Origin of the sequence: Streptosporangium sp. NPDC006930 (assembly GCF_040635605.1) — a bacterium.
Taxonomy (GTDB): Bacteria; Actinomycetota; Actinomycetes; order Streptosporangiales; family Streptosporangiaceae; genus Streptosporangium.
Window position 1 is genome coordinate 206,514 of record NZ_JBEYID010000001.1, and the last position, 24,304, is coordinate 230,817.

Annotated in this window: 20 protein-coding genes; 8 read left to right on the plus strand and 12 right to left on the minus strand. The window is 69.6% G+C overall.

Annotated elements, in window-relative coordinates; translation table 11 throughout:
* Positions 1-10 precede the first annotated feature (10 nt).
* The 6 genes from ABZ664_RS00880 to ABZ664_RS00905 are packed head-to-tail and all read right to left on the minus strand — an operon-like array spanning position 11 to position 5,926.
* Positions 11-1,603, minus strand: a complete 1,593-nt coding sequence (locus tag ABZ664_RS00880; protein ID WP_362501306.1) for a SpoIIE family protein phosphatase — start codon at positions 1,601-1,603, stop codon at positions 11-13.
* On the minus strand, positions 1,596-3,278 hold the full coding sequence (locus tag ABZ664_RS00885; RefSeq protein WP_362501308.1) for an ATP-binding protein: 1,683 nt from the start codon (positions 3,276-3,278) through the stop codon (positions 1,596-1,598). The genes ABZ664_RS00880 and ABZ664_RS00885 overlap by 8 nt, the downstream gene beginning before the upstream one ends.
* The gene (locus ABZ664_RS00890; protein ID WP_362501310.1) at positions 3,275-4,285 is read right to left on the minus strand and encodes an ATP-binding protein; all 1,011 of its coding nucleotides are present in this window, start codon (positions 4,283-4,285) and stop codon (positions 3,275-3,277) included. Before ABZ664_RS00890 ends, ABZ664_RS00885 begins: the two co-directional genes overlap by 4 nt.
* Positions 4,273-4,674: an anti-sigma regulatory factor gene (locus tag ABZ664_RS00895; protein ID WP_362501312.1), complete on the minus strand. Its 402-nt coding sequence runs from the start codon at positions 4,672-4,674 to the stop codon at positions 4,273-4,275. Before ABZ664_RS00895 ends, ABZ664_RS00890 begins: the two co-directional genes overlap by 13 nt.
* Positions 4,671-5,051, minus strand: coding sequence for an STAS domain-containing protein (locus ABZ664_RS00900; protein WP_362501314.1), 381 nt, complete (start codon positions 5,049-5,051; stop codon positions 4,671-4,673). Before ABZ664_RS00900 ends, ABZ664_RS00895 begins: the two co-directional genes overlap by 4 nt.
* Positions 5,051-5,926 (minus strand): STAS domain-containing protein, encoded by an 876-nt coding sequence (locus ABZ664_RS00905; protein ID WP_362501316.1) that lies wholly within the window; start codon positions 5,924-5,926, stop codon positions 5,051-5,053. Before ABZ664_RS00905 ends, ABZ664_RS00900 begins: the two co-directional genes overlap by 1 nt.
* Positions 5,927-6,799: 873 nt before the next feature.
* On the opposite strand from ABZ664_RS00905, the gene hutI reads away from it, so the two are divergent.
* The 5 genes from hutI (at position 6,800) to holA (ending at position 13,997) form a co-directional block, all read left to right on the plus strand.
* The gene (gene hutI / locus ABZ664_RS00910; protein ID WP_362501318.1) at positions 6,800-8,008 is read left to right on the plus strand and encodes an imidazolonepropionase; all 1,209 of its coding nucleotides are present in this window, start codon (positions 6,800-6,802) and stop codon (positions 8,006-8,008) included.
* A 108-nt stretch (positions 8,009-8,116) separates the two neighbouring features.
* Positions 8,117-8,977 carry a DegV family protein gene (locus ABZ664_RS00915; protein WP_362501320.1) on the plus strand — a complete coding sequence of 287 codons (861 nt, stop codon included), beginning with the start codon at positions 8,117-8,119 and terminating at the stop codon, positions 8,975-8,977.
* A gap of 263 nt (positions 8,978-9,240) precedes the next feature.
* Complete coding sequence (locus ABZ664_RS00920; RefSeq protein WP_362501322.1) at positions 9,241-10,122, plus strand: ComEA family DNA-binding protein; 882 nt, start codon at positions 9,241-9,243, stop codon at positions 10,120-10,122.
* Positions 10,123-10,384: 262 nt separating this feature from the next.
* Complete coding sequence (locus ABZ664_RS00925) at positions 10,385-12,847, plus strand: ComEC/Rec2 family competence protein (RefSeq protein ID WP_362501324.1); 2,463 nt, start codon at positions 10,385-10,387, stop codon at positions 12,845-12,847.
* 178 nt (positions 12,848-13,025) lie between these two features.
* The gene (holA, locus tag ABZ664_RS00930) at positions 13,026-13,997 is read left to right on the plus strand and encodes a DNA polymerase III subunit delta (RefSeq protein ID WP_362501327.1); all 972 of its coding nucleotides are present in this window, start codon (positions 13,026-13,028) and stop codon (positions 13,995-13,997) included.
* Positions 13,998-14,129: 132 nt separating this feature from the next.
* On the opposite strand, the gene rpsT is transcribed toward holA, so the two are convergent.
* Both rpsT and ABZ664_RS00940 read right to left on the minus strand, forming a co-directional pair.
* Positions 14,130-14,402, minus strand: a complete 273-nt coding sequence (gene rpsT, locus ABZ664_RS00935; RefSeq protein WP_362501329.1) for a 30S ribosomal protein S20 — start codon at positions 14,400-14,402, stop codon at positions 14,130-14,132.
* 168 nt (positions 14,403-14,570) lie between these two features.
* Complete coding sequence (locus tag ABZ664_RS00940; protein ID WP_362501331.1) at positions 14,571-15,572, minus strand: hypothetical protein; 1,002 nt, start codon at positions 15,570-15,572, stop codon at positions 14,571-14,573.
* 41 nt (positions 15,573-15,613) lie between these two features.
* On the opposite strand from ABZ664_RS00940, the gene lepA reads away from it, so the two are divergent.
* Positions 15,614-17,485, plus strand: coding sequence for a translation elongation factor 4 (lepA, locus tag ABZ664_RS00945; RefSeq protein ID WP_362501333.1), 1,872 nt, complete (start codon positions 15,614-15,616; stop codon positions 17,483-17,485).
* A gap of 68 nt (positions 17,486-17,553) precedes the next feature.
* On the opposite strand, the gene ABZ664_RS00950 is transcribed toward lepA, so the two are convergent.
* Positions 17,554-18,840, minus strand: a complete 1,287-nt coding sequence (locus ABZ664_RS00950; RefSeq protein WP_362501335.1) for a glycoside hydrolase family 18 protein — start codon at positions 18,838-18,840, stop codon at positions 17,554-17,556.
* Between the two features lie 646 nt (positions 18,841-19,486).
* Here ABZ664_RS00950 and hemW point away from each other — a divergent pair.
* Positions 19,487-20,698, plus strand: coding sequence for a radical SAM family heme chaperone HemW (gene hemW, locus ABZ664_RS00955; protein WP_362501337.1), 1,212 nt, complete (start codon positions 19,487-19,489; stop codon positions 20,696-20,698).
* Positions 20,699-20,732: 34 nt separating this feature from the next.
* Here the strand turns inward: hemW and ABZ664_RS00960 are convergent, their stop codons facing one another.
* Genes ABZ664_RS00960 through ABZ664_RS00970 form a run of 3 tightly spaced genes read right to left on the minus strand, consistent with a single transcriptional unit; the run spans position 20,733 to position 23,108 of the window.
* On the minus strand, positions 20,733-21,401 hold the full coding sequence (locus ABZ664_RS00960) for a DUF4870 domain-containing protein (RefSeq protein ID WP_362501339.1): 669 nt from the start codon (positions 21,399-21,401) through the stop codon (positions 20,733-20,735).
* A gap of 24 nt (positions 21,402-21,425) precedes the next feature.
* The gene (locus ABZ664_RS00965) at positions 21,426-22,241 is read right to left on the minus strand and encodes a DUF3097 domain-containing protein (RefSeq protein ID WP_362501341.1); all 816 of its coding nucleotides are present in this window, start codon (positions 22,239-22,241) and stop codon (positions 21,426-21,428) included.
* Between the two features lie 57 nt (positions 22,242-22,298).
* Positions 22,299-23,108, minus strand: coding sequence for a hypothetical protein (locus tag ABZ664_RS00970; RefSeq protein ID WP_362501343.1), 810 nt, complete (start codon positions 23,106-23,108; stop codon positions 22,299-22,301).
* A gap of 182 nt (positions 23,109-23,290) precedes the next feature.
* Between ABZ664_RS00970 and hrcA the strand changes: the two genes are divergently transcribed.
* Positions 23,291-24,304, plus strand: a complete 1,014-nt coding sequence (gene hrcA / locus ABZ664_RS00975; protein WP_362502214.1) for a heat-inducible transcriptional repressor HrcA — start codon at positions 23,291-23,293, stop codon at positions 24,302-24,304.

Genomic DNA, 24,304 nt, shown 5'->3' on the forward strand with positions numbered 1-24,304 from the left:
CGGACGTCGTTCAGCGCTTCTCGCGCCGGAACATCACCAGCGCCACGTCGTCCTCCCTGGCGCCGAACCGCTCGATCAGCCGGTCGCAGAAGGCCTCCTGGTCTCCCTCCAGGCTCTCCGCCAGGTGCCGTACGATCTCCAGGCTCTCGTCGAGCAGCTTGTCGCGGTCCTCGATGAGCCCGTCGGTGAACAGCAGCACCGAGGCTCCCTCGGGGACGTTCACCCGGTCGACCCGGTAGGTTTCCTCGGCCACCCCCAGCAGGAGGTTGCCCAGAGCGTGGTAGCGCGCATGGCCGTCCGCGATGACGAGAGGCGGGATGTGCCCCGCGTTCGAGATCTCCATCTCCCCGGTCACAGGATCGATCAGGAACAGGGCCACGGTGGCGGTCATGCCGGGGTGGTAGCGCCGCAGCACGTTGTTGAGCAGCGCCATCGACGCGCCGATATCCTGGGCGTCGATGACGGAGGCACGCAGCGCGTGGCGCAACTCCGCCATGACGGTGGCGGCGAGCAGCGAGTGCCCCTGGACGTCGCCGATGGCGATGAGCACCCGGTGGTCCATCCGCAGGACCTCGTAGAAGTCGCCGCCGACCTCGACGTTGTCGACCGCGGGCTGATACCGCCAGCTGATCGCGACTCCGGGGATCTCGGGGATCCGCGCCGGCAGCAGGCTGCGCTGCAGGGTGAGGGCGATCGCGTGCTCCTCGGCGTACGCCCGCAGCGCGTCCACGGCGAGGGCGAGGGCCTGGCCGAGCTGGCGCAGCACGTTGGACTCGTCGGGGTCGAGCGGCGGCGTCTCCACCACCCCGAGATAGACGGGGGGCCTGCCCAGCTTGGTGCGGCAGATCACCGCCGAGACGTCACCGTCGAGTGTCGCGTCGGGCATCAGCTCCATCCACTTGGCGGCCGGCACCGTGAGGACCTGGGTGCCCGCGGAAGCACCCAGGGACATCGCGCTCAGTCTGGGCAGGGTGTCCGGCGCCGCGACCTTGGCCTGGGCGACGTTCTCCGAAGGAATCGCGGCGAACCTGCGGGTCCGGCCGTCGGGGGGCAGGGCGAGCGCGCCCGCGTGCCGCCCCAGGATCCGTGAGGTTCCCTCGACGGCCGTGGCGAGGAGCTCGTCGAACGTCTCGGCGGAGTTCATCGAGAGCGTGACCTCGGTGAGGGCGGCGAGTCGTCCGGCCATCAGCTCGGCCCGCTGCCGGGCACGGTAGTAGCGCAGCGTGGCCTCGACCGTCGCGGCGAACTCGTCCGGCTCGACCGGCTCCGCCAGGTAGGCGTCCGCCCCGCGTTCGAGCCCCTGGGCCCGGTCGGCGGGGGTGATCGCGGCCCCGGAGATCTGGATGACCGGGATGGAGGACGTCGCCGGGTCCGCCTTGATCTGCTCGCAGACCTCGTAGCCGCTGATGTCGGGCAGCCGTACGTCCAAAACGACGAGGTCGGGGCGGAGCTCCCTCACCTTGGCGAGTGCCTCCATGCCGCCGGTGGCCTGCACGACCTGGTGTCCCGAGCGCCGCAGCCAGCTCGACAGGATGTACAGCTTGGTCGGGGTGTCGTCCACGACCAGTACGGTCGCCTCGTTCCTCGCGGTTTTCCTAGTCATCGACGTGTCCCAGGGCGCTTTCGATCGCCTCCAGCAGAGTGTCGCGGCGGAGGCCGTGCTTGGGGATCACCATGTGCGCCCGGTCGGGCACCTGGTGCGCCGTGGCGACGGTCACGACGATCACCGGTACCTGGCGCAGCCGCTCGTCGTTGGACATCCGCAGCATCAGCGCGGTGCCGTCGAGCCGGGGCATCAGCAGATCCACCAAGGCGATGTCGGGCGGGTTCTCCTCCATCATCTCCAGTGCCCTCAGGCCGTCGGAGGCCTCGTCGATGTGGGCGGCGAATCCGGAGAGCATCCGGCGCACGACGGCGCGGAACTCCTCGTCGTCGTCCACGACGAGCAACCGGCCGACCACGGGGGCCCCGTCGTGCCGGTAGGGCAGCCTCAGGGTGGCCGTGGTGCCGGAGCCCGCGACGCTGGTCAGGTGCAGGCCGCCGCCCAGTGCCTCGGCCAGCCGGCGTGCGTACGGCAGGCCGAGCCCGGTCCCCTTGCTTCGCACCTGGATCGGCCCGGGAACCTGGAAGAACTCCTCGAAGACGCGCTCCAGATGCTCCTCGGGCACGCCTATCCCCGTGTCGGTCACGGTGAAGACCAGATCCTGGGCGGTCTCGTCGAGCCTCGCCTCCAGCTTGACCTCGCCGTGCTCGGTGAACTTCAGCCCGTTGGTGAGCAGGTTGCGCAGGATCCGGGTGAGCATCACCTCGTCCACCAGCATCTCCACCGGTGCCTGCGAGACCTCCACGGTGAGCCTCACCCCGTCGTGGCCGGTGGTGGGGTGCAGCGTCATGCGCAGCCGTTCGGCCAGAGCCATCAGGTCGACCATGGAGGGCTGAGGGTCGAGCCTGCCCGCCTCGGCCTTCGCCATGTCGAGCAACTCGCTCACCAGCGACAGGAGCGTCTCCGCGGAGGAGCCGATGAGGTTGATCTGATGGAGCTGCTCGTCGGCGAGGGGCTCCCCGCCGGGTCCCACCAGGAGGCGGACCAGGCCGATGATCGAGTTGAGGGGGGTGCGCAGCTCGTGGCTGACGGTGGCCCAGAACCTGTTCTTCGCGTCGCTCGCCGTCCGGAGCTGCGCGGACTTCTCGTCCAGCTCGGCGTAGAGCGCCACGACGCCGCGGTTGGTCTCCTCAAGCTCCTCCGACAGCTGGTTGTAGAGGGCGAGCACTCCCTGGTTGGTCTCCTGCAGTTCGGTGTTGAGCTGCAGGACCTCCTCCAGGGTCTCGGCGAGTTCGCGATTCTGCCTGCGCAGCTCGTCGAGGGCCGTGGTGGGCGCCGCCGCGGCGAGCCTGGCGCGGATCTCCTCCGCCGAAGGTCTCGGTCTGTGGCCCTTCGGGAGCCGTTTGACCATGCTTATTCTTCCCTCGGAGGTATCGAGCTCGATGAGGTCGACGAGACGCCCCGCCAGCGTCACGCCGTCCGAAGGGTGGAAGTCGGTCTTCGAGAAGTCGACCGCGACGAGCAGGGCGTTCTCCCGCTCCAGCCGGAAGGCGACGAAGGCGTCGCTTCCCGCCTCCACGAGTTCCCTGCCGATCTCGCTCAGTGCGGTGGCCACCCGGATCTGGTCCTGGGGCTCCAGTCCGACGCTCTCCGCCACCTCGCGGCCCAGCTTGCGCATGGCGAAGACGTCCTGGTCGTCCCGGATATGGATCTGGATCAGCTCGTCCCCGGTCATGTGCCCGGCCTGACGGCGACCACACAGGCGTCGTCCCTGCGGGTCCCGGCCTCGCGCAGCAGCGTGCCGGCGACGACGGAGGGGAGGCGTGTGACGAGACCGGGATAGGAGGTGATGTTCCACCGCTCGGACAGACCGTCGGAGTGGAGCAGGACGACGCCGTGCGGCGGCAGGGCGTACTCGTACTGGCGCAGGGTCCTGGCCTTGTGACCGGCGATGCCGGGAATCGAGATCATCCCCTGGCGGCCGTCGTTGTGGACGATCCACGCGGAGACGTTGCCGAGGCCGGCGAAGCTCACCGTGCCCGCGGCGCCGTCGACACGGGCCACGGCGACCGCACCGCCCCTGGTGTGGCCGAGACCGGCGTGGATGCGCTCCAGGGCGGTGACCGGGGCGAGATCGGCGTGCCGCAGGAACAGTCGCACCGCCTCCTGGGAGGCATGGGCGGCCGCGGGGCCGTGGCCGAGGCCGTCACAGAGCATCACGGTCGACACGGCGCCCTCGTCGGTGATCACGAACGCGTCGCCGCAGACGGTCTCGTCGCCGATCGGGCGGGTGAGGCCGCTCACCCGGCACCGGGGCCGCGGGGCGCCCTGCGCGACGAAGTACATACCGAGCACGGTGCCCCGGCCGGGCATGGAGTGAACCTCGTATCCACTCGCCATCCTGGCGATGCCGCCCAGGCCGATGCCGAGCGTGCCGGTGGTGGAGTAGCCGTCGCGCAGGGCGCGGGAGACGTCCCGCATTCCCGGCCCCCGGTCGATCGCGAGGACCTCCACCGCCGAGTCCAGCTCCAGATGGGGGCGAATCAGCATGACCCCGTCGGTCGCGTGCTTGACCAGGTTCGAGGCGGCCTCGCTCACCGCGACGGCGACCCGTCCGCTGTCCTCCTCGCTGAATCCCCTCGCCTCGGCGAGTGTCACGGCGGTACGGCGGAGGGCGCCGATCGCACTGGCGTCCTCGGCCCTCACCCAGGTGTCACGCTGGGAATGGATCAGCGCGCCCATTTCGTCACCGTGATCAGCGTTCCCTCACCGGGAGTCGATTCGAGGTCGAACTCGTCGACCAGGCGACGCGAACCGCTGAGGCCGAGCCCCAGGCCTCCGCCGGTGGTCCACCCGTCGGTCAGTGCCTGCTCGATGTCCGGGATGCCGGGACCGTTGTCACTGAAGACCATTCGCAGGCCTCGCCGCATACCCTTGTGGACGACCTCGACCCGTACCTGCCCGCCTCCCGCGTAGACCAGGGCGTTGCGGGCCAGCTCACTGGCCGCGGTCACCACCTTGGTCTGGTCGATCAAGGAGAGGCCCACGTCCACCGCGACGGTCCTGACGTGCTGGCGGACCAGCACGACGTCGCCGTTGACATTTATGGGCAGTTCCTTCGCGGTCGTCACCGGTAGGCCTCGGAGTGCTGGGACTCTTCGATCTGGTTCAGCAACGCGACGCCCTTCTCGAGGTTGAGCGCCGTGCGTACGCCGCCGAGGGAGAGGCCGAGCTCGACGAGGGTGATCGCCACCGCAGGTCGCATGCCGACGACGATCGTCTCGGCGTCGAGCATGCGGGAGATCGCCGCGATGGTGGCCAGCATCCGGCCGATGAAGGAGTCGACGATCTCCACGGCGGTGATGTCGATGATCACCCCTCGTGCACCGGTCTCGACGACCTTCTCCGACAGGTCCTCCTGTAGGGCGAGCACGCTCATGTCCTGCAGGTCGATCTGGATGGAGACGATCAGGATGTCACCGAGCTTGAGGATGGGAACGCGATCCATCAGCCCTCCACCGTCCGCACGGCGATGCGGGACGCCCCGCCCTTGACGAATTTGACCCCGCTCGCCCGCAGCGTGTGGGCCAGCGCGTCGGCGAGGGTGGCCTTGGTCACGATGTCGCCGAACTCGATGCCCAGGGTGACGATGGTGTGGGCGATCTGAGGACGGATACCGGAGATCACGCACTCGGCGCCCATCAGCCGGGCCGCCACCACGGTCTTGAGCAGGTGCTGGGCGACCTCGGTGTCGACGGCGGGAACCCCCGTGATGTCGATGACCGCGTGCTCGGAGCCGGTGTCGACGAGCGTCTGGAGCAGCTTCTCCATCACGACCTGGGTCCTGGCGGAGTCGAGCGTGCCGACCAGCGGCACCGCGACGATGCCCTCCCAGAGCTTGACCACCGGGGTGGACAGCTCCAGCAGCTGCTCCGCCTGATCAATGATGATCTTCTCTCTGGCCGCCGCGTAGCTCTCCATGGTGAAAAGCCCGAGTTCGTCGATGACCCGGGAGAACCAGATGAAACCGCGGATGGCCTCGGGGGAGCCGTCCTCCTCGACGATCTCGTAGAGGGCCTCCTTCAGACCGAAGACCAAGGTCGCGGTCTCGGTGGGGGTGAACCCCTGGCGGGCACGGTCCCGGGAGAGTTCGGAGAGCAGGCCGCGCAGGTCGCTGAGATCGCCGGAGTCTTCGAAGGATTGGCGCAGCGCCTGGTAGAGCTCGCGCAACTGGTCGGCGAGCTTTCCGCTTTCTCCCTGGTCGCCGATGGGTGAACGGGCGATCTCAAGCCAGCGCTTGAAGATGCGTGCCTCGTGCTCCTGAAAAAGATCTTCGATGCGACGCCGACCGGCGTCCGCGTGGACGGACAAGGCAACTCCCATGCGTACGACCTGAAGACAACTCGCACGAAAGGCTACATGGAACGTCCTGCTTACGACCTTTTTTGGGGGGTTGGTGGGCCGCTTGTGGTCAGATCTTCGGGGGAGAGTGACCAGGTTGGACGGCCTGTGCGCCGTATCGCATCACGAGGTCCTCTGGCGTTATCCCGTGGCGCGTGCCCATCGAGGGCAGGGGCGCGCGCCCACCGGGAGCGTTGGAGGCGGGGGCATCGTGGAGATCGCGGGTGACCGTGGGCTCGCCGTCACACCCGCGGTGCCGGCCCGCGGGCAGGTGGGGCGGGTCGCCGGAAGGGCACGTTTTGAGTCTTCCGAATTCCAGCCTAGAGTGGCGGCGAACCGCGTTTCAATGGCTGAGCTTGCTTCCGATGGCCTGTGGTGGCTGCACTGTAAGAGTGAGAAAACGTGCAAAAGCCTCAAAAGTTGCAGTGGTCGCCCAAGGTTTAGATTGCTACCATAAGGCAAATCTAGCGAGATGTTATGACGCAAGTTGCTCTGGTGACTACTGTTACGAGCGATGAAGAAGTAGTCTGAGCTGTGGAAAGTTGTTCGACGCCACGCGTGACCGTCGAGCCGGCGGGTGAGGTGCGGTCGCGGAGGGGCGGCGTTCTTCCCAATTAGCCTGTACAGCGGGCCGACTTGTGAAATAACGTAACTGAACTGAAATCGCCCGATCATGATCCCGGCGATACTGTCGCCGCACAACAGACACGCGGATGAGAGCAGGAGACCCCCGATGCCGTCCGGACTCACAGCGGGCTCGAAGGGTGCGGTGCTCGGCGCCGCGCGGAGCGGCCCGCCCTGTCCGGGTGCGGTGCTCCTTCAGGTGTCTTCCCCTGAACACAAGGCGGTGATGCGATGACGGTCCGCCTCCTGACCAACATCGGCCGGCTCTGGACCGGAAACGACGTGTTCAGCAACGCGGCGATCCTCGTCCACAACGACCGGATCGCCTGGGTCGGTCGCGCCGCGGATCTTCCGCAGAGCGTGCCCGGTGTCGTCGACGACATCGTCGACGTCGACCACGTCGAGAACCTGGGCGGCACGCTGGTCACCCCCGGCCTGATCGACGCGCACACCCACCCGGTCTACGCGGGAAACCGCTACGCCGAGATGGCGATGCGCTCCAGCGGTTCCACCCCCTCCGCGATCACCGCGGCGGGCGGCGGCATCGGCTCCACCGTGACGGTCACCCGAGGCACCGACCCTTGGACGCTCTGCAACGGCGTCCGTGAGCGACTCCGCGAATGGCTGCTCAGCGGCACCACCACCATCGAGGCCAAGACCGGCTATCACCTCACCCGTGACGGTGAGCTGGCCGACGTGCGGCTCCTGCGCGAGCTGGAGAAAGAGCCGATGATGCCGCGGGTCCACGTGACCTTCATGGCCGCGCACGTCGTCCCGCCCGAATACTTCGGCCGCCAGCGCGACTATGTCGAGGCGGTGGGCTCCTGGTGCGCCGACGCCGCCGCGGCGGGAGCCGACGGTGTCGACGTCTACTGCGACGAGGGCCACTTCACCGCGGAGGAGGCCCGCTGGGTCCTCGCCTCCGGGCGCAACGTCGGCCTGCTGCCGCGCGTGCACGCCGGCGCCTACAGCCGACGCGGCGCCGTTCAGCTCGCCGCCGAACTCGGTTGCGCCTCCGCCGACCTGCTCCACCACACCACCGACGAGGACATCGCGATCCTGGCCCGCTACGGTGTCCCCGCCGTGGTCTGCCCCGGGACCGCCCTCCAGCGTGGCAGCCTGCCCCCGGTCCGCCGGATGCTCGCCCAGGGGGTCACCGTGGCTCTCGGCAGTGACCACAATCCGGGCCACTGCGGCATCACCTCGATGTCCCTGGTCATCAGCCTCGCCGTCGCGGCCTTCGGCATGAGTGTCGGCGACGCCCTCCGAGCCGCCACCCTCGGCGGCGCCACGGTCCTCGGCGCTCCCGACCGCGGCGTCCTCGCTCCCGGCCGCCTGGCCGACATCGTCCAGTGGGACGCCGACCACGAGGGCGCCTTCGCCTGGTCCTTCGGCCTCAAGCCTCGCCGGGTCTGGCGCGGCGGCACCCCCGTCCAGTAGAGCCCTCCCTCCTCCGGCGGGTCCGCACCCGAAACCCTCACCCGCCGGATCCCTCCTTGACGTCGCCCCCGTCTCCTTCGCGTGATCTCCTCCACGTAGCCTCTGGACATGCCCGCACCGGTCGCCGTCATCACGGACTCCACCGCCTACCTCCCGCAGGAGGAGGTCTCCAGCCTGGGAGTCGTCGTGGTGCCCCTCCAGGTGGTCGTCGGCGGAAGGTCGTTCGACGACGTGGCGTGGACCGACGGCGCGGGCAGGGAGGACGTGCTGAGGGAACGAGGCCGGGTGACGACCTCCAGGCCCGCCCCGCGACGTTTCACCGATGTCTACCGCGAAGCGGCGGCCCGAGGCGCGAGCGGTATCGTCTCCGTCCACCTGTCGGCGGAGTTGTCCGGTACGGTCGAGGCCGCCCGCGCGGGAGCCGAGGACTCCCCCGTTCCCGTCGACGTCGTCGACAGCAGGTCCATCGCCATGGGTCTCGGATTCCCCGTCCTCGCGGCCGCGAGCGCCGCCGCGCAGGGCGCGCCCCGGACAGAGGTGGCGGACGTCGCCCGCCGCCGGGCGGAGTCGGTCCGCAGCCTCTTCTACGTCGACACCCTGGAGCATCTCCGCAGGGGAGGCCGGATCGGCGCCGCGGAGACCCTCCTCGGCTCGGCGCTGATGATCAAACCGATCCTGCACATATCCGACGGGATGATCGTCCCCCTGGAGAAGGTCCGTACGGCGAGCCGTGCCATCTCCCGCCTCGAAGACCTCGCGGTCGAGGCCGCGGGCACGGGCCCGGTGGAGATCGCCGTCCAGCATCTCGGCGCACGGTCCCGTGCGGAAGCCCTGGCCGCACGCCTGCAGGGACGTATTTCCGCACTCACCGAGGTCATCGTCGTCGAGGTCGGTTCGGTCATCGGCGCCCATGTCGGCCCCGGCATGCTCGGCATCACCGTCTCCTCTCCTGAGCCTGACGTCTCCTGAGCCTGACGTCTCCTGAGCCTGACGTCTCCTGAGCCTGACGTCTCCTGAGTCGTGACGGGGACGACACCGGACGCCCACCGATGTCCGCGCCTGCAGGTCTCTGTGCCCGCAGGTCTCTGTGCCCGCAGATCTTCGGGCCTTTGGTGTCTCACACGCCGATCAGATGACCGGCGTCCACACCCTCCGTCACGCGATCTTCCGGTTATCCCCAGAACCAGATTCGGTGGAAGTTAGCTCGCCGCCGCCACCGTAACGTCCTGCGGGTGCGGACCACAGGCCAGAACATCGAGCGGTTCCAAGCCGAGTCGCGGCTGAGGATCCTGACAGGGCGCGAATCATCCGTCCCCGACCCCTTGCTCTCGCCACGCCGCCCGGGCGGCATACCGCGCCGGGGCAGGCACGCGCGGCCCGGCGTTCATGACGGAGTAGAGGATGTCGTTCACGACAGCCCCGCCTCGCGCTTGCGTTCGGCGCCGATCCCCCCGTCCTTCGAGGCGCTTCGCAAGGTCGTGGCCATCCAGAGTCCCGCGCTCGTTCCCGGTCGTCCGGGGCTGCGTCTCCTGCTTCTCGTCGCCCTGATCGCCCTCGTCACGGGAGGTGTCTACGCCTGGCGGTCCCAACCGGAGCCTGAGCCCTTGGCACCACCCGTGCCGGTCTCCGGGCCACCGTTGTCGGCGCCCGCCACCGCTCCACGCCGGCAGTCCGCGCCGCTCACCGAACTCACCGTTCACGTGACGGGTAAGGTCCGGCGTCCCGGAGTGATCACGTTGCCGGACGGTTCCCGAGTCGCCGACGCGGTCAAGAAGGCCGGGGGCATCCGTGGGGCGGCCACCACGGGATCCCTCAACCTCGCGCGCAGGCTCGTCGACGGCGAACAGATCGTCGTCGGCCCCTCCGGCGCTGCCGTCGTCGGGGCGGCGCCCAACCCGGTGAACCCCGTGGATCCCGCCACCGCCGTCGTCGACCTCAACACGGCCACCCCCGAGCAGCTTGAGCGGTTACCGGGCGTTGGTGAGGTGCTCGCCCGGCGCATCGCCGAATATCGCGACGCCCACGGTGGTTTCCGTACCGTCGAGGAGCTTCGCGACGTGAGCGGGATAGGCGACCGTAAGTACGCCGAGATGCGCGACAAGGTCCGTGTCTGACGCGCCGGCGGTGAGGGCGGTCGTGACACGGTTCGCCACGGTCATCACGGCCGGCGGCTCCGATGGCCCGGCTCGCCGCGATGTCGCCGGTCTTCGGAGTCTCAGGGGATCGCGTGGACCATCGGGGACCATCGGGTCCGGTGGTCCCCGATGGTCCGCCGACTCCGGTCATTCGCGAGGTACGGGCGGTTCGGCCGGCTCGGGCGGGCCGGAAAGCCTGGACGGTTCCGGCAAGAGGAGGCGCGCGCATGACGCTCAGCTGGTGCTGCCGGCGGCGGCCTCATGGATCACCGCCCTCGTCCTGCTGGGCTGCTCAGCTGTGACCGGTGCCGTGACGGCCGGTCTCATGGCAGCAGGTGCCCTGGCGGTGGCCGTCCTGCCCCGGCCACCGGGAGTGGCGGGTCGGCGAAACGTGATGATCGCGGTCCTTGGGTGCGCGGCCGCGGTGGCGGGATCGGTGGCCTTCCGGGTGCACGCGGTCGGTACGGGACCGATCGCCGAGCTCGCGGGAAGAAACGCCCTGGCGATGGCAGAGGTGGTGGTGACCGACGACCCGCGGGAGACGGGCAGGAGAGGAGGGCCTTTCCTCCGGGAGAGCTTCGTGGTGCCTGCCCGGGTCGAGTCGGTCGGTACGGGAACGGGCAGGGTGGTGCTGCGGGCTCCGGTGGTGCTGTTCGTCTCGGGCGCCGAGTGGCGCTCCCTGCTGCCCAGCCAGCGAGTGGAGGTCACCGGTCGCTTCGGCCGGGCCGACCCCGGAGAGTTGCTCGCGGCGGTGGTGCTGGTCAGAGGGGCACCGCGAGTGTTGAGCGGGCCCTCCTGGGAGCAGCGCGCGGCCGGGGCGCTCAGGTCGGGGTTGCGGGAGGCGGCCGACGTGTTGCCTCCGGCGCAGCGCGGACTGCTGCCCGGCCTGGTGGTCGGTGACGTGTCCCGGATGGACGAGCAGGTCAAGGCCGACTTCAAGGCGGCAGGCCTCAGCCATCTGCTCGCGGTCTCCGGCGCGAACCTCGCCGTCGTGGCGGGGGCGGCGGTCGCGCTGGCCAGAATGGCCGGGCTGCCCCTCGCGGCGCGGGCGGTGTTGGCGATGTCGGCCATGGTCGCCTTCGCGGTCGTCGCCCGGCCCTCGCCGAGCGTGCTCAGGGCACTCCTGATGGGCGGAGTCGCCGCCCTCGCCCTCGGCGCGGGCCGCTCGCGTGACGGTGTCGCCGCCCTGTCGGTGACGGTCCTGGGGTTGATCTTCTTCGTTCCCGGCCTCGCGCGTTCCTACGGTTTCGCCCTGTCGGTCGCGGCCACCGCGGGCATCCTGGTCCTCGCTCCTGGCTGGCGCGACCGACTCTCGGCCCGCATGCCCCGATGGCTCGCGGAGGCGACCGCGGTGGCCGCCGCGGCTCAGGCCGCTGTGACCCCCGTCCTGGTCCTGATGTCGGGGCAGCTCGCACCGGTGGCGATTCCCGCCAACCTGCTCGCGGGACCGGCCGTCGCCCCCGCCACTCTGCTCGGCTTCGCGGTGGCCTTGATCGCCCCTCTGCACATGGGGCTCGCCCAGTTGCTGGTCCGGCCGGCGGGGCTGGCCACCGGATGGATCATCGAGGTGGCCGCGCACGCCGCCGGCCTCCCGCTGGGCGTGATCCCGTGGCCGGGCGGCGTCACCGGGCTGCTCCTGCTGGCGGCTGCCGTCCCGCTCGCGGTGCTGGTGCTGCGACACCGGCGGTCACGCCTGATCACCCTCGCGGCTCTGGCCGGGCTGATTCTCGCCGTGACGGTGGCCGCGCCGATCGTGGCACGCTGGCCGCCTCGCGGATGGTTACTCCTGGCCTGTGACGTCGGTCAGGGAGACGCGTTGCTCGTCGCGGCGGGACCGGGGCGGGCCGTGGTGGTGGACGCGGGCCCCGACCCGGTGCGGGTGGACCGCTGCCTGCGCTCCATGGGGATCAAAGAGGTGCCGCTGGTCATTCTCACCCATCCACATCTCGACCATGTGGGAGGGCTCGACGGGGTCTTTCGCGGACGCGTCGTGGGGGCGGCGGTGGTGACCCCGCACGATGCCGGAGGGCACGAGGGGAGGAGGCTGAGCGACGCCCTCGCCCGTCGCCACGTGGTCGAGTGGGCGGCGAGGCCCGGTGTGAGCTGGCGTTTCGGGCCTTCTGAACTCACCGTCATCGGCCCGGCGGCCGAGGCGCCCCCGCCCGGCGCGGGGGAGGGGGCGGCCGTCAACAACGCCAGCGTCGTGGTGCACGTCCGCTGGGCCGCGGGGGCGGCCCTGCTCAGCGGCGACATCGAGACCGAGGCCCAGGCGGAGTTGCTCCGGCGGGGCCTGCCGTCCGCCGAGATCCTCAAGGTTCCGCACCACGGATCGGGCAGGCACGACCCGGGCTTCCTCGCCGCATCCGGTGTCCGCGCCGCCCTGATCAGCGTGGGGGCGGACAACGGCTACGGCCACCCCGCCCCGTCGACCCTGAACGCGCTGCGCCGACTCGGCGCCCGCGTCTACCGAACGGATCTGTCGGGAGACCTCGCCGTGGTGGTCCGCGAGGGAGCCCTGGCCGTCATCGCGAGGGGGGCGGAGACTCGTTTGCGGGCGGCTCGGGGCATCCGGACCGAGGTAGGCAGGCTTCCGGGTCCGGTCACGCCGGTGCGGGTCAGTTCCCGTTTTCGGCCCGGCGGCGGAACTCGGTGTCCACATCGGCGGCGTAGACCGACCGGCTGCAGCGCGCGCAACGGTACATGATCGGGCCCTCGTCGAGGGATGTTCCGCAGCGAGGGCAGGCGTGACGGCGAATGGTGGAGTTTGTCATGGTTCTCACCTCCTCTGGTGTTTCCCAGGGTGCCTGGTGGCACCTGCATTTCGATTGCCAACGGCTTGCCGACGGCACATCCGGTCACCGGGACGTGGCATGCTGCTCGACATGGCGGCAATCGATCCGGCACCCGTGATCCTGATCCTCGGCGACGAGGAACTCCTGGCCGACCGCGCGGTGAGCGAGGTGACCTCGGCGGCGAAGGCGGCCGATCCGACCGCCGAGGTGCACGACCTCCCCGGCTCGAAGATGGAGCTCGGGGAGCTCACCCGCATGACGTCGCCCTCGCTGTTCGGCGAAAGGTCCGTGGTGGTCGTCCGCTCGGCCCAGGACCTCGGCAAGGACGTCATCGCCGAGGTCGTCTCCTACGCGGCACACCCGGCGGACGAGACCGTGCTCGTCCTCGTCCACCCGGGAGGCGTGAAGGGCAAGGCCCTGGTCGACGGGGTCAAGAAGGCCGGTGCCCAGGTGGTCTCCGTCACCAAGGTGACCAAACCGGCCGAGCGTCTCGCGTTCGTCAAGGCGGAGCTGAAGCGGGCCGGGCGCACCATCGGGGCCGACGCCGCCTCCGCCCTCCTCGACGCCGTGGGCAACGACCTGCGCGAGCTGGCCGCCGCGTGCAGCCAGCTCGCCTTCGACACCCCCGGAAAGACGATCGACGAGGCCGCCGTCGCGCGCTACCACCGGGGCAGGGCCGAGGTGAGCGGTTTCACCGTGGCGGACTCGGCGGTCGAGGGGCGGCTGGGCGACGCCCTGGAGCAGCTGCGCTGGGCGCTCTCGACGGGTACGGCCCCCGTCCTGCTGGTGAGCGCGCTCGCCGGGGGCCTGCGCTCGCTGGCCAAGGTGGGAGGCGCTCCCCGCAACCTCCGGGGCGGTCAGCTCGCCAGCCATCTCGGCATGCCGCCCTGGAAGATCGACCGGGTCCAGCGGCAGCTGAACGGCTGGGGGCCCGAAGGGCTCGCCCGTGCCATCCAGGCGGCCGCCGCAGCCGACGCGCAGGTGAAGGGCGGCGGGGCCGACCCCGCGTACGCGCTGGAGCACATGGTCCAGACCGTGGTCGCCAGTCGCACGGGGCGTTAGGCGGATACGGACGAGAGGAGCCCCTCACGGGGCCGCCGGGAAGCGGCGACGCGAGAACATGAAGCCGCCGGGGCGACGTGAGACGCAGGAACGCCGCATCCCTTTGGGATGCGGCGTTCGCGGAACCTGGGACTACTTGGCGGCCGACAGGGCGGCGGTGCGCTGGGCGATCGCCGACTTGCGGTTGGCGGCCTGGTTCTTGTGGATCACGCCCTTGCTGGCAGCCTTGTCCAGCTGGCGGGAGGCGGCGCGCTGCAGCGCGACAGCCTCTTCGACGTTACCCTGGTCAGCGGCCTCGCGGAACTTGCGGATGGCCGTCTTCAGGGAAGACTTGACAGCCTTGTTGCGCAGCCGGGCCTTCTCGTTCTGCCGGTTGCGCTTGATCTGGGACTTGATGTTCGCCACGAAGAAGCCTCGGTGAATGTCGTTGGATGGGGCGCGCGGGCAGAGAGGGCGCGCCACACGCAGTTGACTAGGCTACCAACTGCCGTGGTCGACACTCAAATCGACAGGCCGGGCAGAGGGATGCCTGATCAGTCTAGCGTGTGGTCCCGATGGCTCGGGCCGGAATCCTCATGGCTTGAACCAGAACTTCTCGTACTCCGCCCAGTCCTCCTTGGTGGCGGCGAAGTCGACGTAGAGCGCCAGGCCGAACCGCTCGCGCGGCTTGCCGTACGAGGTCAGCGCCAGCCGGGCGCCCCTCGCCGCCTTCTCGACGCTCTCGGCCTCGTCTGCCCAGAAGACGCCGTGGTCGTGATAGGCCGGGGCGCCGATCAGCACCGTCTTCTCCTCGGGGACGATCTCCAGCGCGAGCGAGGTCTGTCGTACGACGTAGCCGCCGTAGACGGTGGGGAAGGGGAGGTAGGAGTCGTAGGTCATGATCGCCACCTGGTCGGTGAGCTTCGCGACCTCGCGGAGGTAGGCGGGCGACCAGTACTTGTCGTGGCCGATGGCGGCGCGGACGGCAGGCCGGACGAGCGGGAACGGCTCGATCTGCGGGGTCGAGGTGGAGAGCAGGCCGTCGCCCACGATCGCGCGGGTCTGGGTGAGCAGGTCGAGGAAGTCGGTGTCGCCGTCGCCGATCGGCTCGAAGTTGTAGTGGATGCCGTCGAAACCGAGCGCCGTGATCGCACGGGCACCCTCCAGCACGCGCTGCCTGGAGGCCGCGTCGTCGAGATCCAGAACGCCGTCGACCTTCTGGCCGAGCCAGGCGGACACCCTGACCCTGGGGAGCTCCTCGCGCCACCACTTCAGGAAGTCGGCCGCCTTCGGATACGCGCCGGCGGGTAGTGTCCCGTCCGAGTCGAACGGGCCGGAGTGGACGTACACATCCTTGATCCCGGTCTTTCGCAGCCGGGCGGCGAGGGTCCGCACGTCGTCGGCCGTCTTACGGCCGTCGACCCACGCGTGGCCCAGCCACAGGGCGTCGTGGCCGGTCGTCTTCGCCCATGGGGCGGGTGTCCCGGTAAACTGCAGGGTGAGGATGGCCACGGCCACCCCTGGAAGCGCGAGGAGCAGGGCCGCCACCGTAGCGAGGAACCGCAGGCCGCGCCGTGCTCTGGTCCGGGCAATCACCCGGACATGTCACCATGGAAGACGGCTGGCATGCCAGCCGTATGATCGTCATCAATCTGTTGAAACGGATCCCGGTGCGCATTCAGCCTGGCCAGACCGACCCCGCTGTGCTCCGCAACTTCTGCATCATCGCGCATATCGACCATGGCAAGTCGACGCTCGCCGATCGCATGCTGCAGATCACCGGAGTGGTCGACGACCGTTCCATGCGTGCCCAGTATCTCGACCGCATGGACATCGAGCGCGAGCGCGGCATCACGATCAAGTCGCAGGCGGTCAGGCTTCCCTGGCAGGTCGGTGACACCGACTACGTCCTCAACATGATCGACACGCCCGGGCACGTCGACTTCACCTACGAGGTCTCCCGGTCGCTCCAGGCGTGCGAGGGCGCGATCCTGCTGGTCGACGCCGCGCAGGGCATCGAGGCGCAGACGCTGGCCAATCTCTACCTGGCGATGAACAACGACATGACGATCATCCCGGTGCTCAACAAGATCGACCTGCCCGCCGCCCAGCCGGAGAAGTACGCCGCGGAGATCGCCCACCTCATCGGCTGCGAGCCGGAGGACGTGCTGAGGGTCTCCGGCAAGACCGGCGTCGGCGTCCGCGAGCTGCTGGACCACGTGGTCTCGAACGTCCCGGCCCCGGTCGGTGACGCCGACGCGCCCGCCCGCGCGCTGATCTTCGACTCGGTGTACGACACCTACCGCGGTGTGATCACGTACGTCCGGGTGATGGACGGCCACCTGGGAAAGCGTGAGCGCATCCTGATGATGTCCACCACCGCGGCGCACGAGACGCTGGAGATCGGTGTCATCTCGCCCGAGCCGAAGATCGCCGACAAGGGGCTGGGCGTCGGAGAGGTGGGTTACCTGATCACCGGGGTGAAGGACGTCCGCCAGTCGCGGGTCGGCGACACGGTGACCTCCGTGACGCGTCCGGCCCTCCAGGCGCTCAGTGGTTACGAGCACCCCAAGCCCATGGTCTTCTCGGGTCTCTATCCGATCGACGGGGACGACTACCCCGACCTGCGCGAGGCCCTGGACAAGCTCCAGCTCAACGACGCCGCCCTGGACTACGAGCCGGAGACCTCCGCGGCGCTTGGCTTCGGATTCCGCTGCGGCTTCCTCGGCCTGCTCCACATGGAGATCGTCCGCGAGCGGCTGGAGCGCGAGTTCAACCTCTCGCTCATCTCGACCGCGCCCAACGTGGTCTATCGAGTGATCATGGAGGACGGCAAGGAGGTCGTCGTCACCAACCCCTCGGAGTTCCCCACCGGCAAGGTGGAGAAGGTCTTCGAGCCGATGGTCAAGACGACCGTGCTCGTCCCCTCGGAGTTCATCGGCGCGATCATGGAGCTCTGTCAGAACCGCCGGGGCAGCCTGCAGGGCATGGACTACCTGTCCGAGGACCGCGTCGAGATCCGCTACACCATGCCGCTCGGTGAGATCATCTTCGACTTCTTCGACCAGCTCAAGTCCCGTACGCGCGGTTACGCCTCGCTGGACTACGAGCCCTCCGGCGAGCAGGAGTCGGACCTGGTCAAGGTCGACATCCTGCTCCAGGGCGAGGCCGTGGACGCCTTCAGCGCCATCGTCCACCGGGAGAAGTCGTACGCCTACGGGGTCGAGATGGCCAAGAAGCTGCGCGAGCTCATCCCCAGGCAGCAGTTCGAGGTGCCGATCCAGGCGGCGATCGGCGCCCGGGTCATCGCCCGTGAGAACATCCGCGCCATCCGCAAGGACGTCCTCGCCAAGTGCTACGGCGGCGACATCTCCAGAAAGCGCAAGCTGCTGGAGAAGCAGAAGGAGGGCAAGAAGCGGATGAAGATGGTCGGCCGTGTCGAGGTGCCCCAGGAGGCGTTCGTCGCCGCGCTGTCCACCGAGTCCTCCACGGACAAGGCCAAGAAATAGCTGAAACGTGCGGGCGAGGCCGCTGGTGATCCAGATCCTGCGGCCTCGCCCGGTATAAGGGGGATCGCTCAGCGCAGGACGCTGTAGAGCGCCGAGGTGAGCGACGCCCGGGTGTCGTCCTGGTCGATGGACCACATCATCGAGCCGCCGAGGCCCTTCAGGCGGATGTAGGCCGCCTTCTGCAGCAGCGTGGCCGGGTCGTCGTAGGACCAGAACTCGTTGCCGTCGTAGAGCCACACGGTCCCGGTCAGCAGGTCGCGGTAGCGCTTGCCGGGCTTCTTCACGAGGATCTTGTAGTCCTCGCTCCCCGCGGCGTAGGTGGCGGGAGCGGGGCCGGTGGCGGTGCCGTACAGGCCGTTCTTCCCGCCGGTGACGCCGGTCCAGCCCTGGCCGTACGCCGGTACGCCCACCACGAGCTTCTTGGCGGGTGCGCCGCGCGTGAGGTAGTCGCGGACGGTCTGGTCCACGCTGTACTTCACCGGGTGGGGGTCGCGCCGGTCGTTGAACAGGTTGCCGTTGTGGCCGGTGACGGTCTCCCACGAGCCGTGCAGGTCATAGCCCTGGATGGTGGCGAAGGTGAGCTGCTTGAAGACGTCGCGGACCTCGAAGCCCGCGTCGATCTTCGCGGCGGCGGCGGGCAGGAAGGCGGTCAGCTCGGTGCGCTGGTCGAACTGGTTCATCTGGCGGCGGATCTCGGCGACGAACAGGGTGAAGTTCCGCTTGTCCTCGGGGCGGATGATGTTGCCGACCTCCCCTGAGGAGCCGGGCCACTCCCAGTCGAGGTCGATGCCGTCGAACACGCCGGCCCCGGTGCCGGGGGCGGTGCCGGGCAGGTTGCCCTTCAGCCACAGGTCGATGCAGGAGGAGGCCAGCTTGGCGCGGCCCTGGGGGGTCAGCACCGCGTCGGAGAAGTACTTCGAGCCGGTCCAGCCGCCGAGGGAGATCAGCGCCTTGAGACCGGGGTGCTTGGCCTTGAGCTTCTTCAGCTGGTTCAGGTTGCCGTTCAGCGCCTGCCCCTCGACGTCGGCGACGCCGTCCACGCTCTGCTCGGCGGGCACCGGGCGCTGCCAGTCGGCCCACGGGTCGGGGGAGTAGCAGGAGCCCTCGGCGTTGACGAAGCCGAAGGCGTAGTTGATGTGGGTCAGTTTGGCCGCGGCGCCGCTGGTGTCCATGTCCTTGACGTGGTAGTTGCGACCGTAGATGCCCCACTGGACGAAGTAGGCGACCCGCTTGTAGCGGTCACCGTGCCCCTGGGGTCCCTGGGACCCCAGGGCCTGGGCGGGGGCCGGCGCGGCCACCGCCGCGAGACCCGCGGCGAGGGCTGTCGCGATCACTTTACGGAGGAGTCTCTGCACGGGCTTCTCCACTGCTTGGAATAGTAACTTATAGGAAACTTTCCTTTAAGTTTTCCCGGATCGTAGACCTGCGCGATCTGGCCGTCAACGGCCATCGGCGTTTTGACCGGTGGGCGGCGGGATGCTTCGACTACCTTGGTAAGGCATGGAGCAGCAGGCGTTCTGCAACCGATGTGGCACCCCTGTGCGCGGGCTGTCGCGATGTCCCGGGTGTGGGGCGTCCACGGGGGGCCTGCCCTCGGTGAGCCGGTCCTCGCCGGCCGGGTTCCCGGCGCTCCAGGCTCCATCGGCTCAGACCCCATCGGTGCGGCCTTCGGGGGGCGTCCCTCCGGGAGGGAGCAGGATCCCGCCCGAAGAGTGGCGACAGGATCCCGCCGACTGGCAACAGCATCTTCCGCCGGACGAGTGCCCTCAACCGCCCGTGCCGGACGACCCGGCTCCAAGGGGCCGTGCCCGGTCGCCTCGCGAGGACCGCAAGGTCTGGCCCCCGGTCGCGCCGGCCACGGTTCTCGCCGACGGCGGCGACTCCGGTCGATAGGCAGGGCCGAGGCTCGAAGCCGGCGGCTCGGCTTCGAGCCGTTCGGTGTCCCTGAGCGTCGGATCTTCGGCGTACCGGGCATCGTGGGGGAAGCGGCAGACTTGGGGCGTGCCATCCACACTTCCCGACGGGGATCCCGTACCCGCCTCCGGTGAGCTCCCGAAGAGCGCGCTCGCCGGACTCGGCGAGCGGCCCTTCGGCTTCTACGTCCACGTCCCCTTCTGCGTGACCCGGTGCGGTTACTGCGACTTCAACACCTACACGGCGTCCGAGCTCGGCCCCGGCGCCTCGCAGAAGGACTACGCGGACACCGCCGTCGAGGAGGTGCGGCGGGCGCGGGCCAACCTCGGCGCCGCGCGTCTCCCGGTCGAGACCGTGTTCTTCGGCGGGGGAACCCCCACCCTGCTCCCCGCCGGGGATCTGGTACGGATCCTGAAGGCGATCGAGGAGGAGTTCGGGCTCGCCCCCGGCGCCGAGGTGAGCACCGAGGCCAACCCCGAGTCGGTGGATCCCGCCTACCTGGCGGAGTTGCGCGCGGGCGGGTTCAACCGGATGAGCTTCGGGATGCAGAGCGCCCGCGAGCACGTGCTCCAGGTGCTGGACCGCCGCCACACCCCGGGCCGCCCCGCGCGGGCCGTACGGGAGGCGAGGGAGGCGGGGTTCGACCACGTCAACCTCGACCTGATCTACAGCACGCCGGGGGAGAGCGACGACGACTGGCGCGCGTCGCTGGCCGCGGCGATCGAGGCGGGGCCGGACCACGTCTCCGCGTACTCGCTGATCGTCGAGGACGGGACGAAGCTGGCCGCCAGGATCAGGCGCGGCGAGCTCCCGATGCCCGACGACGACGTGGCCGCCGACCGTTACCTGATCGCCGACGCCATGCTGGCCGAGGCGGGGTTCGAGTGGTACGAGGTGTCCAACTGGGCGACCTCGGAGGCCGGGCGCTGCCGGCACAATCTGCTCTACTGGACCGGCGGCGACTGGTGGGGCGTCGGTCCCGGGGCGCACAGCCACGTCGGCGGCACCCGCTGGTGGAACGTGAAGCACCCCGCCGCCTACGCCCGGCGTCTGGCCGAGGGCATCTCGCCCGCGCACGCGCGCGAGGTGCTGGGCCCTCGGGACAGGGCGGTGGAGCGGCTGATGCTGGAGCTGCGGCTCGCCCGGGGTTTCCCGCTCGGCGAGCTGGAACGCCCGCCCGTGGTCGCCCGCGCGCTCGCCGACGGCCTGCTGGAGGTGGAGCCGTTCAAGGCGGGCCGCGCGGTGCTCACCCTGCGCGGTCGCCTCCTGGCGGACGCCCTGGTCCGCGATCTCACCTGAGAGCTCCGGGGCACCGGCCGGTCCGCCGGACGGGTCAGCCGACGAAGCGGATGTTTATCGGATAGCGGTAGGCCTCTCCCCGGTAGGCCGCCAGCGCGGCGACGATCGCCATGACGATCGATCCGACCCAGAGGAAGAACATCAGCAGGAAACCGATGAACACGAACGCCAGGACCCAGCAGACGGCGTAGGCGATCAGCACCGTGAGCTGGAAGTTGAGCGCCTCTGCGGCCTGGTCGCGCGCGTAGGGCGACTCGTCCTTCTTCGCCAGATAGAGCACCAGCGGCCCGACGAAGGAGGTGAGCAGGCCCAGCAGGTGGGCGAGCATCGCCATGGTGGTGTCGTCGCTGCCCGGTCGCGGGCCGTACGTCCCAGGGGGCGCCTGGTAGCCGTATCTCGGCGGGGGGCCGTACGCCCCGTATTCGGGGTATCCGTGCTGGTAACCACCCTGGTAGTCGTCGGGGGTGTACGGGGAGGTGGGCGGCGGGTAGCCCCCGTAGCGCTGGTCCGGTTGCCCGTGGGATCCGTATTCCTGGCCCTGCGGGGGGTGACCCTGGCCACCAGGTCCGTATCCCTGGTCCGGCGGAACGTGTCCCCGGCCCGGGGGTGGGGTGCTCTGCCCCGGCCAGGAGTGGTCTGGCGGGGGCTTGCCGACCCGCCGCGTCGGGTCGTCGGCCGGTGGGCCTTCGGGGTTCTCGCTCATGTCCCCTCCTGATGGGTCGACGGCCTATCCGTCCTCGTCCGGAACCGTCACGAAGTCGATCAGCTCCTCGACGGGGCCGAGGAGCTCTGGCTCCAGATCGGCATATGTCGTGACCGATCCGAGAATGCGGCGCCATGCGTCGGCGGGCTCCACATTCCAGCCCAGGGCGGCGATGACACCCTCCTTCCAGGGCACCCCGCGGGGCACCGACGGCCAGGAGGGGATCCTGAGCACGTGCGGTCTGACCGCCTGCCAGACATCCACGAACGGGTGCCCGACGATCAGTACGTGCGGTGAGGAGATCCGCGCGGCGATCCGGCTCTCCTTGGAACCGGGGACGAGGTGGTCGACGAGCACACCCAGCCGTCGCCCCGGCCCCGGGCCGAACTCCTCGACGATCGAGGGCAGGTGGTCGACCCCCTCCAGATACTCCACGACCACGCCCTCGACCCGCAGGTCGTGCCCCCAGACCTTTTCCACGAGCGCGGCGTCGTGCACGCCCTCCACGTAGATCCGGCTCTCCTTCGCGACCTGGGCCCGCAGGCCCTCGACCGCGATGGAACCCGACGCGCTCCGCCTCGGGCCGCGCGGCGCGGCGGCGGGCCGTACGAGCGTCACGACCTTGCCCTCCAGAAGGAAGGCCGCCGGCTCCAGCGGGAAGACCCGCCGCCGCCCGAAGCGGTCCTCCAGGGTGACGGACTCTTTGTCGCAGGCCACCACGGCGCCGCAGAAGCCGCCGTCGGCGTCCTCGACGACCAGGTCGGGCTCCGCGGGCACCTGGGGGATCGTCCCCCTGCGCGGGCGCCGCCAGTCTCCCGCCAGAACGTCACGCTCGTACATCACCGACCGCCACCCTCTCTCGCCGGGGATCAGGTGGGACGCTAGCAAACACCGGGGTCACCTGCCGTAGGGTCCCGGCTGTCCCCACTGTCCCATCGACGATGCGGCGGCCTGGCGCTTGCGGGCACCGCTCCGCTTCACCAGCACGACGATCGTCACGACGATGGCGAGCAGGATCCCGATGCCGGGGATCAAGAACAGGGCGGCCACCCCGCCCACCAGCGAGTCGGCGGACAACTCCCTGCCCACGCCGAAGGTCGTGCCGTCGGCGGGGTCGGCGGAGCACTGGACCTGGTAGTCGCCCGCCTGGTCCACGCCGACCCGCAGGCCCATCTCCCAGGTGACGCCGTCGGATCCCGCGACGGTCTGCTGGACGTCCGGCTTCTGCAGGCGAGGCGTGCTCGTACCGCCGGTGAGCGTGCACTCGAACTTGGTGGGCCCGCCGGTGGCGACGTAGATCGCCGGCTTGTCCGCCGGGTCGAGCGCGACCGTCGCGGTCTCGCCGGGGGCGAACGTCCGCGTCGGGGCCGCGTCGGTGACCGCGCCGAGGATGCCACCGGCGAAGCCGCCGATGCCGACGATGATGCTGACCAGGGCGAGCAGCCAGACTCCGACGATCCACCCGATACCAGGCTTGATCTTTCCGCTGGGCGGTGGTCCCTGCGGGGCGCCGTAACCGGGAGGCGCGTAACCGTACGAGGGGGGCTGCTGGCCGTACTGCTGGCCGTACTGCTGGCCGGACGGCTGCTGGCCGTACTGCTGGCCGGGCTGCTGCTGGCCGTACTGCTGGCCATACGGCTGCTGAGGGCCGCCGTGACCGGGGCCGCGGGAGGCGTCGCCCGGATAAGAACCGAAATCGTTGGACATGTGCAAATTGTGGTGGGTACTGCTTGGATCGCGATAGCAGTTGACTTGACAAAGGCTTGCCGTCATCATTCACCGCTTTCGCTTATCGCGCCTTCCGTGCGGGGGCCGTACACTTGGCACTCGGGAACACAGAGTGCCAAGCCTCGTGTTTCCCTCTGAACGCAGGCAGGGAGGTGACCACGTTGGTCGACGACCGCAAGCTCGCCGTGCTCCGCGCCATCGTCGAGGACTACGTGTCCACCAACGAACCGGTGGGGTCGAAGGCTCTCGCGGACCGGCACAACCTGGGGGTGTCCCCGGCGACGATCCGTAACGACATGGCGATGCTGGAGGAGCAGGGCTACATCGCCCAACCCCACACCAGCGCCGGCCGGGTGCCCACCGACAAGGGCTACCGGCTCTTCGTCGACAGGCTCTCGCAGGTGAAACCCCTGTCGAGCGCGGAACGCAAGGCCATCGAGAGTTTCCTCGCGGGCGCCGTGGACATCGACGACGTCGTCATGCGGACGGTGCGGCTGCTGGCCCAGCTCACCCGGCAGGTCGCCGTGGTGCAGTATCCGACGCTGACCCACTCGACGGTCAGGCACGTCGAGCTGGTGCCGCTGAGCGAGCGCCGGCTGATGTTCGTGCTGATCACCAACACCGGCAGGGTCGAGCAGCGCGTGATCGAGGTGCCCGACGTCATCGACGAGCAGCGCGTGGCACACCTGCGCGCGATGCTCAACGCCTCCCTCGACGGATGCGGGCTCACCAGCGTTCCCGACAGGGTCGCCGATCTGCCGGAACGGTTGCCCGCGGAGGATCGGCCGCTCGCGGCCACTATCCTGTCCGTACTGCTTGAGTCCCTGGTGGACAGGCATGATGAGAAGATCGTTTTTGCCGGGGCCGCCAACCTCGCGGGAGCCGACTTCACCGTCGGGCTCCGCGACGTGCTGGAGGCCCTGGAAGAGCAGGTCGTGCTCATGCGACTGCTCGGTGAGACCTCGGACCTTTCCGCGCTGACCGTGCGGATCGGCTCGGAGAACCCCTACACCGGACTCCAGGGCACATCCATCGTCGCCGCTGGATACGGTTCCGGGGACAAGCAACTCGCCCGGCTCGGTGTGCTGGGCCCGACGCGAATGGACTACCCGGTCACGATGGGCGCGGTGCGCGCGGTGGCACGCTACGTCAGCCAGATTCTGGCTGCATCATAA

Bases quoted from the DNA above. Each gene is read 5' to 3' on its own strand.
- ABZ664_RS00880 (WP_362501306.1), bottom strand. From the start codon at position 1,603: ATGACTAGGAAAACCGCGAGGAACGAGGCGACCGTACTGGTCGTGGAC.
- ABZ664_RS00885 (WP_362501308.1), bottom strand. From the start codon at position 3,278: ATGACCGGGGACGAGCTGATCCAGATCCATATCCGGGACGACCAGGAC.
- ABZ664_RS00890 (WP_362501310.1), bottom strand. From the start codon at position 4,285: ATGGGCGCGCTGATCCATTCCCAGCGTGACACCTGGGTGAGGGCCGAG.
- ABZ664_RS00900 (WP_362501314.1), bottom strand. From the start codon at position 5,051: ATGGATCGCGTTCCCATCCTCAAGCTCGGTGACATCCTGATCGTCTCC.
- ABZ664_RS00905 (WP_362501316.1), bottom strand. From the start codon at position 5,926: ATGGGAGTTGCCTTGTCCGTCCACGCGGACGCCGGTCGGCGTCGCATC.
- hutI (WP_362501318.1), top strand. From the start codon at position 6,800: ATGACGGTCCGCCTCCTGACCAACATCGGCCGGCTCTGGACCGGAAAC.
- ABZ664_RS00915 (WP_362501320.1), top strand. From the start codon at position 8,117: ATGCCCGCACCGGTCGCCGTCATCACGGACTCCACCGCCTACCTCCCG.
- holA (WP_362501327.1), top strand. From the start codon at position 13,026: ATGGCGGCAATCGATCCGGCACCCGTGATCCTGATCCTCGGCGACGAG.
- lepA (WP_362501333.1), top strand. From the start codon at position 15,614: ATGATCGTCATCAATCTGTTGAAACGGATCCCGGTGCGCATTCAGCCT.
- ABZ664_RS00960 (WP_362501339.1), bottom strand. From the start codon at position 21,401: ATGAGCGAGAACCCCGAAGGCCCACCGGCCGACGACCCGACGCGGCGG.
- ABZ664_RS00965 (WP_362501341.1), bottom strand. From the start codon at position 22,241: ATGTACGAGCGTGACGTTCTGGCGGGAGACTGGCGGCGCCCGCGCAGG.
- ABZ664_RS00970 (WP_362501343.1), bottom strand. From the start codon at position 23,108: ATGTCCAACGATTTCGGTTCTTATCCGGGCGACGCCTCCCGCGGCCCC.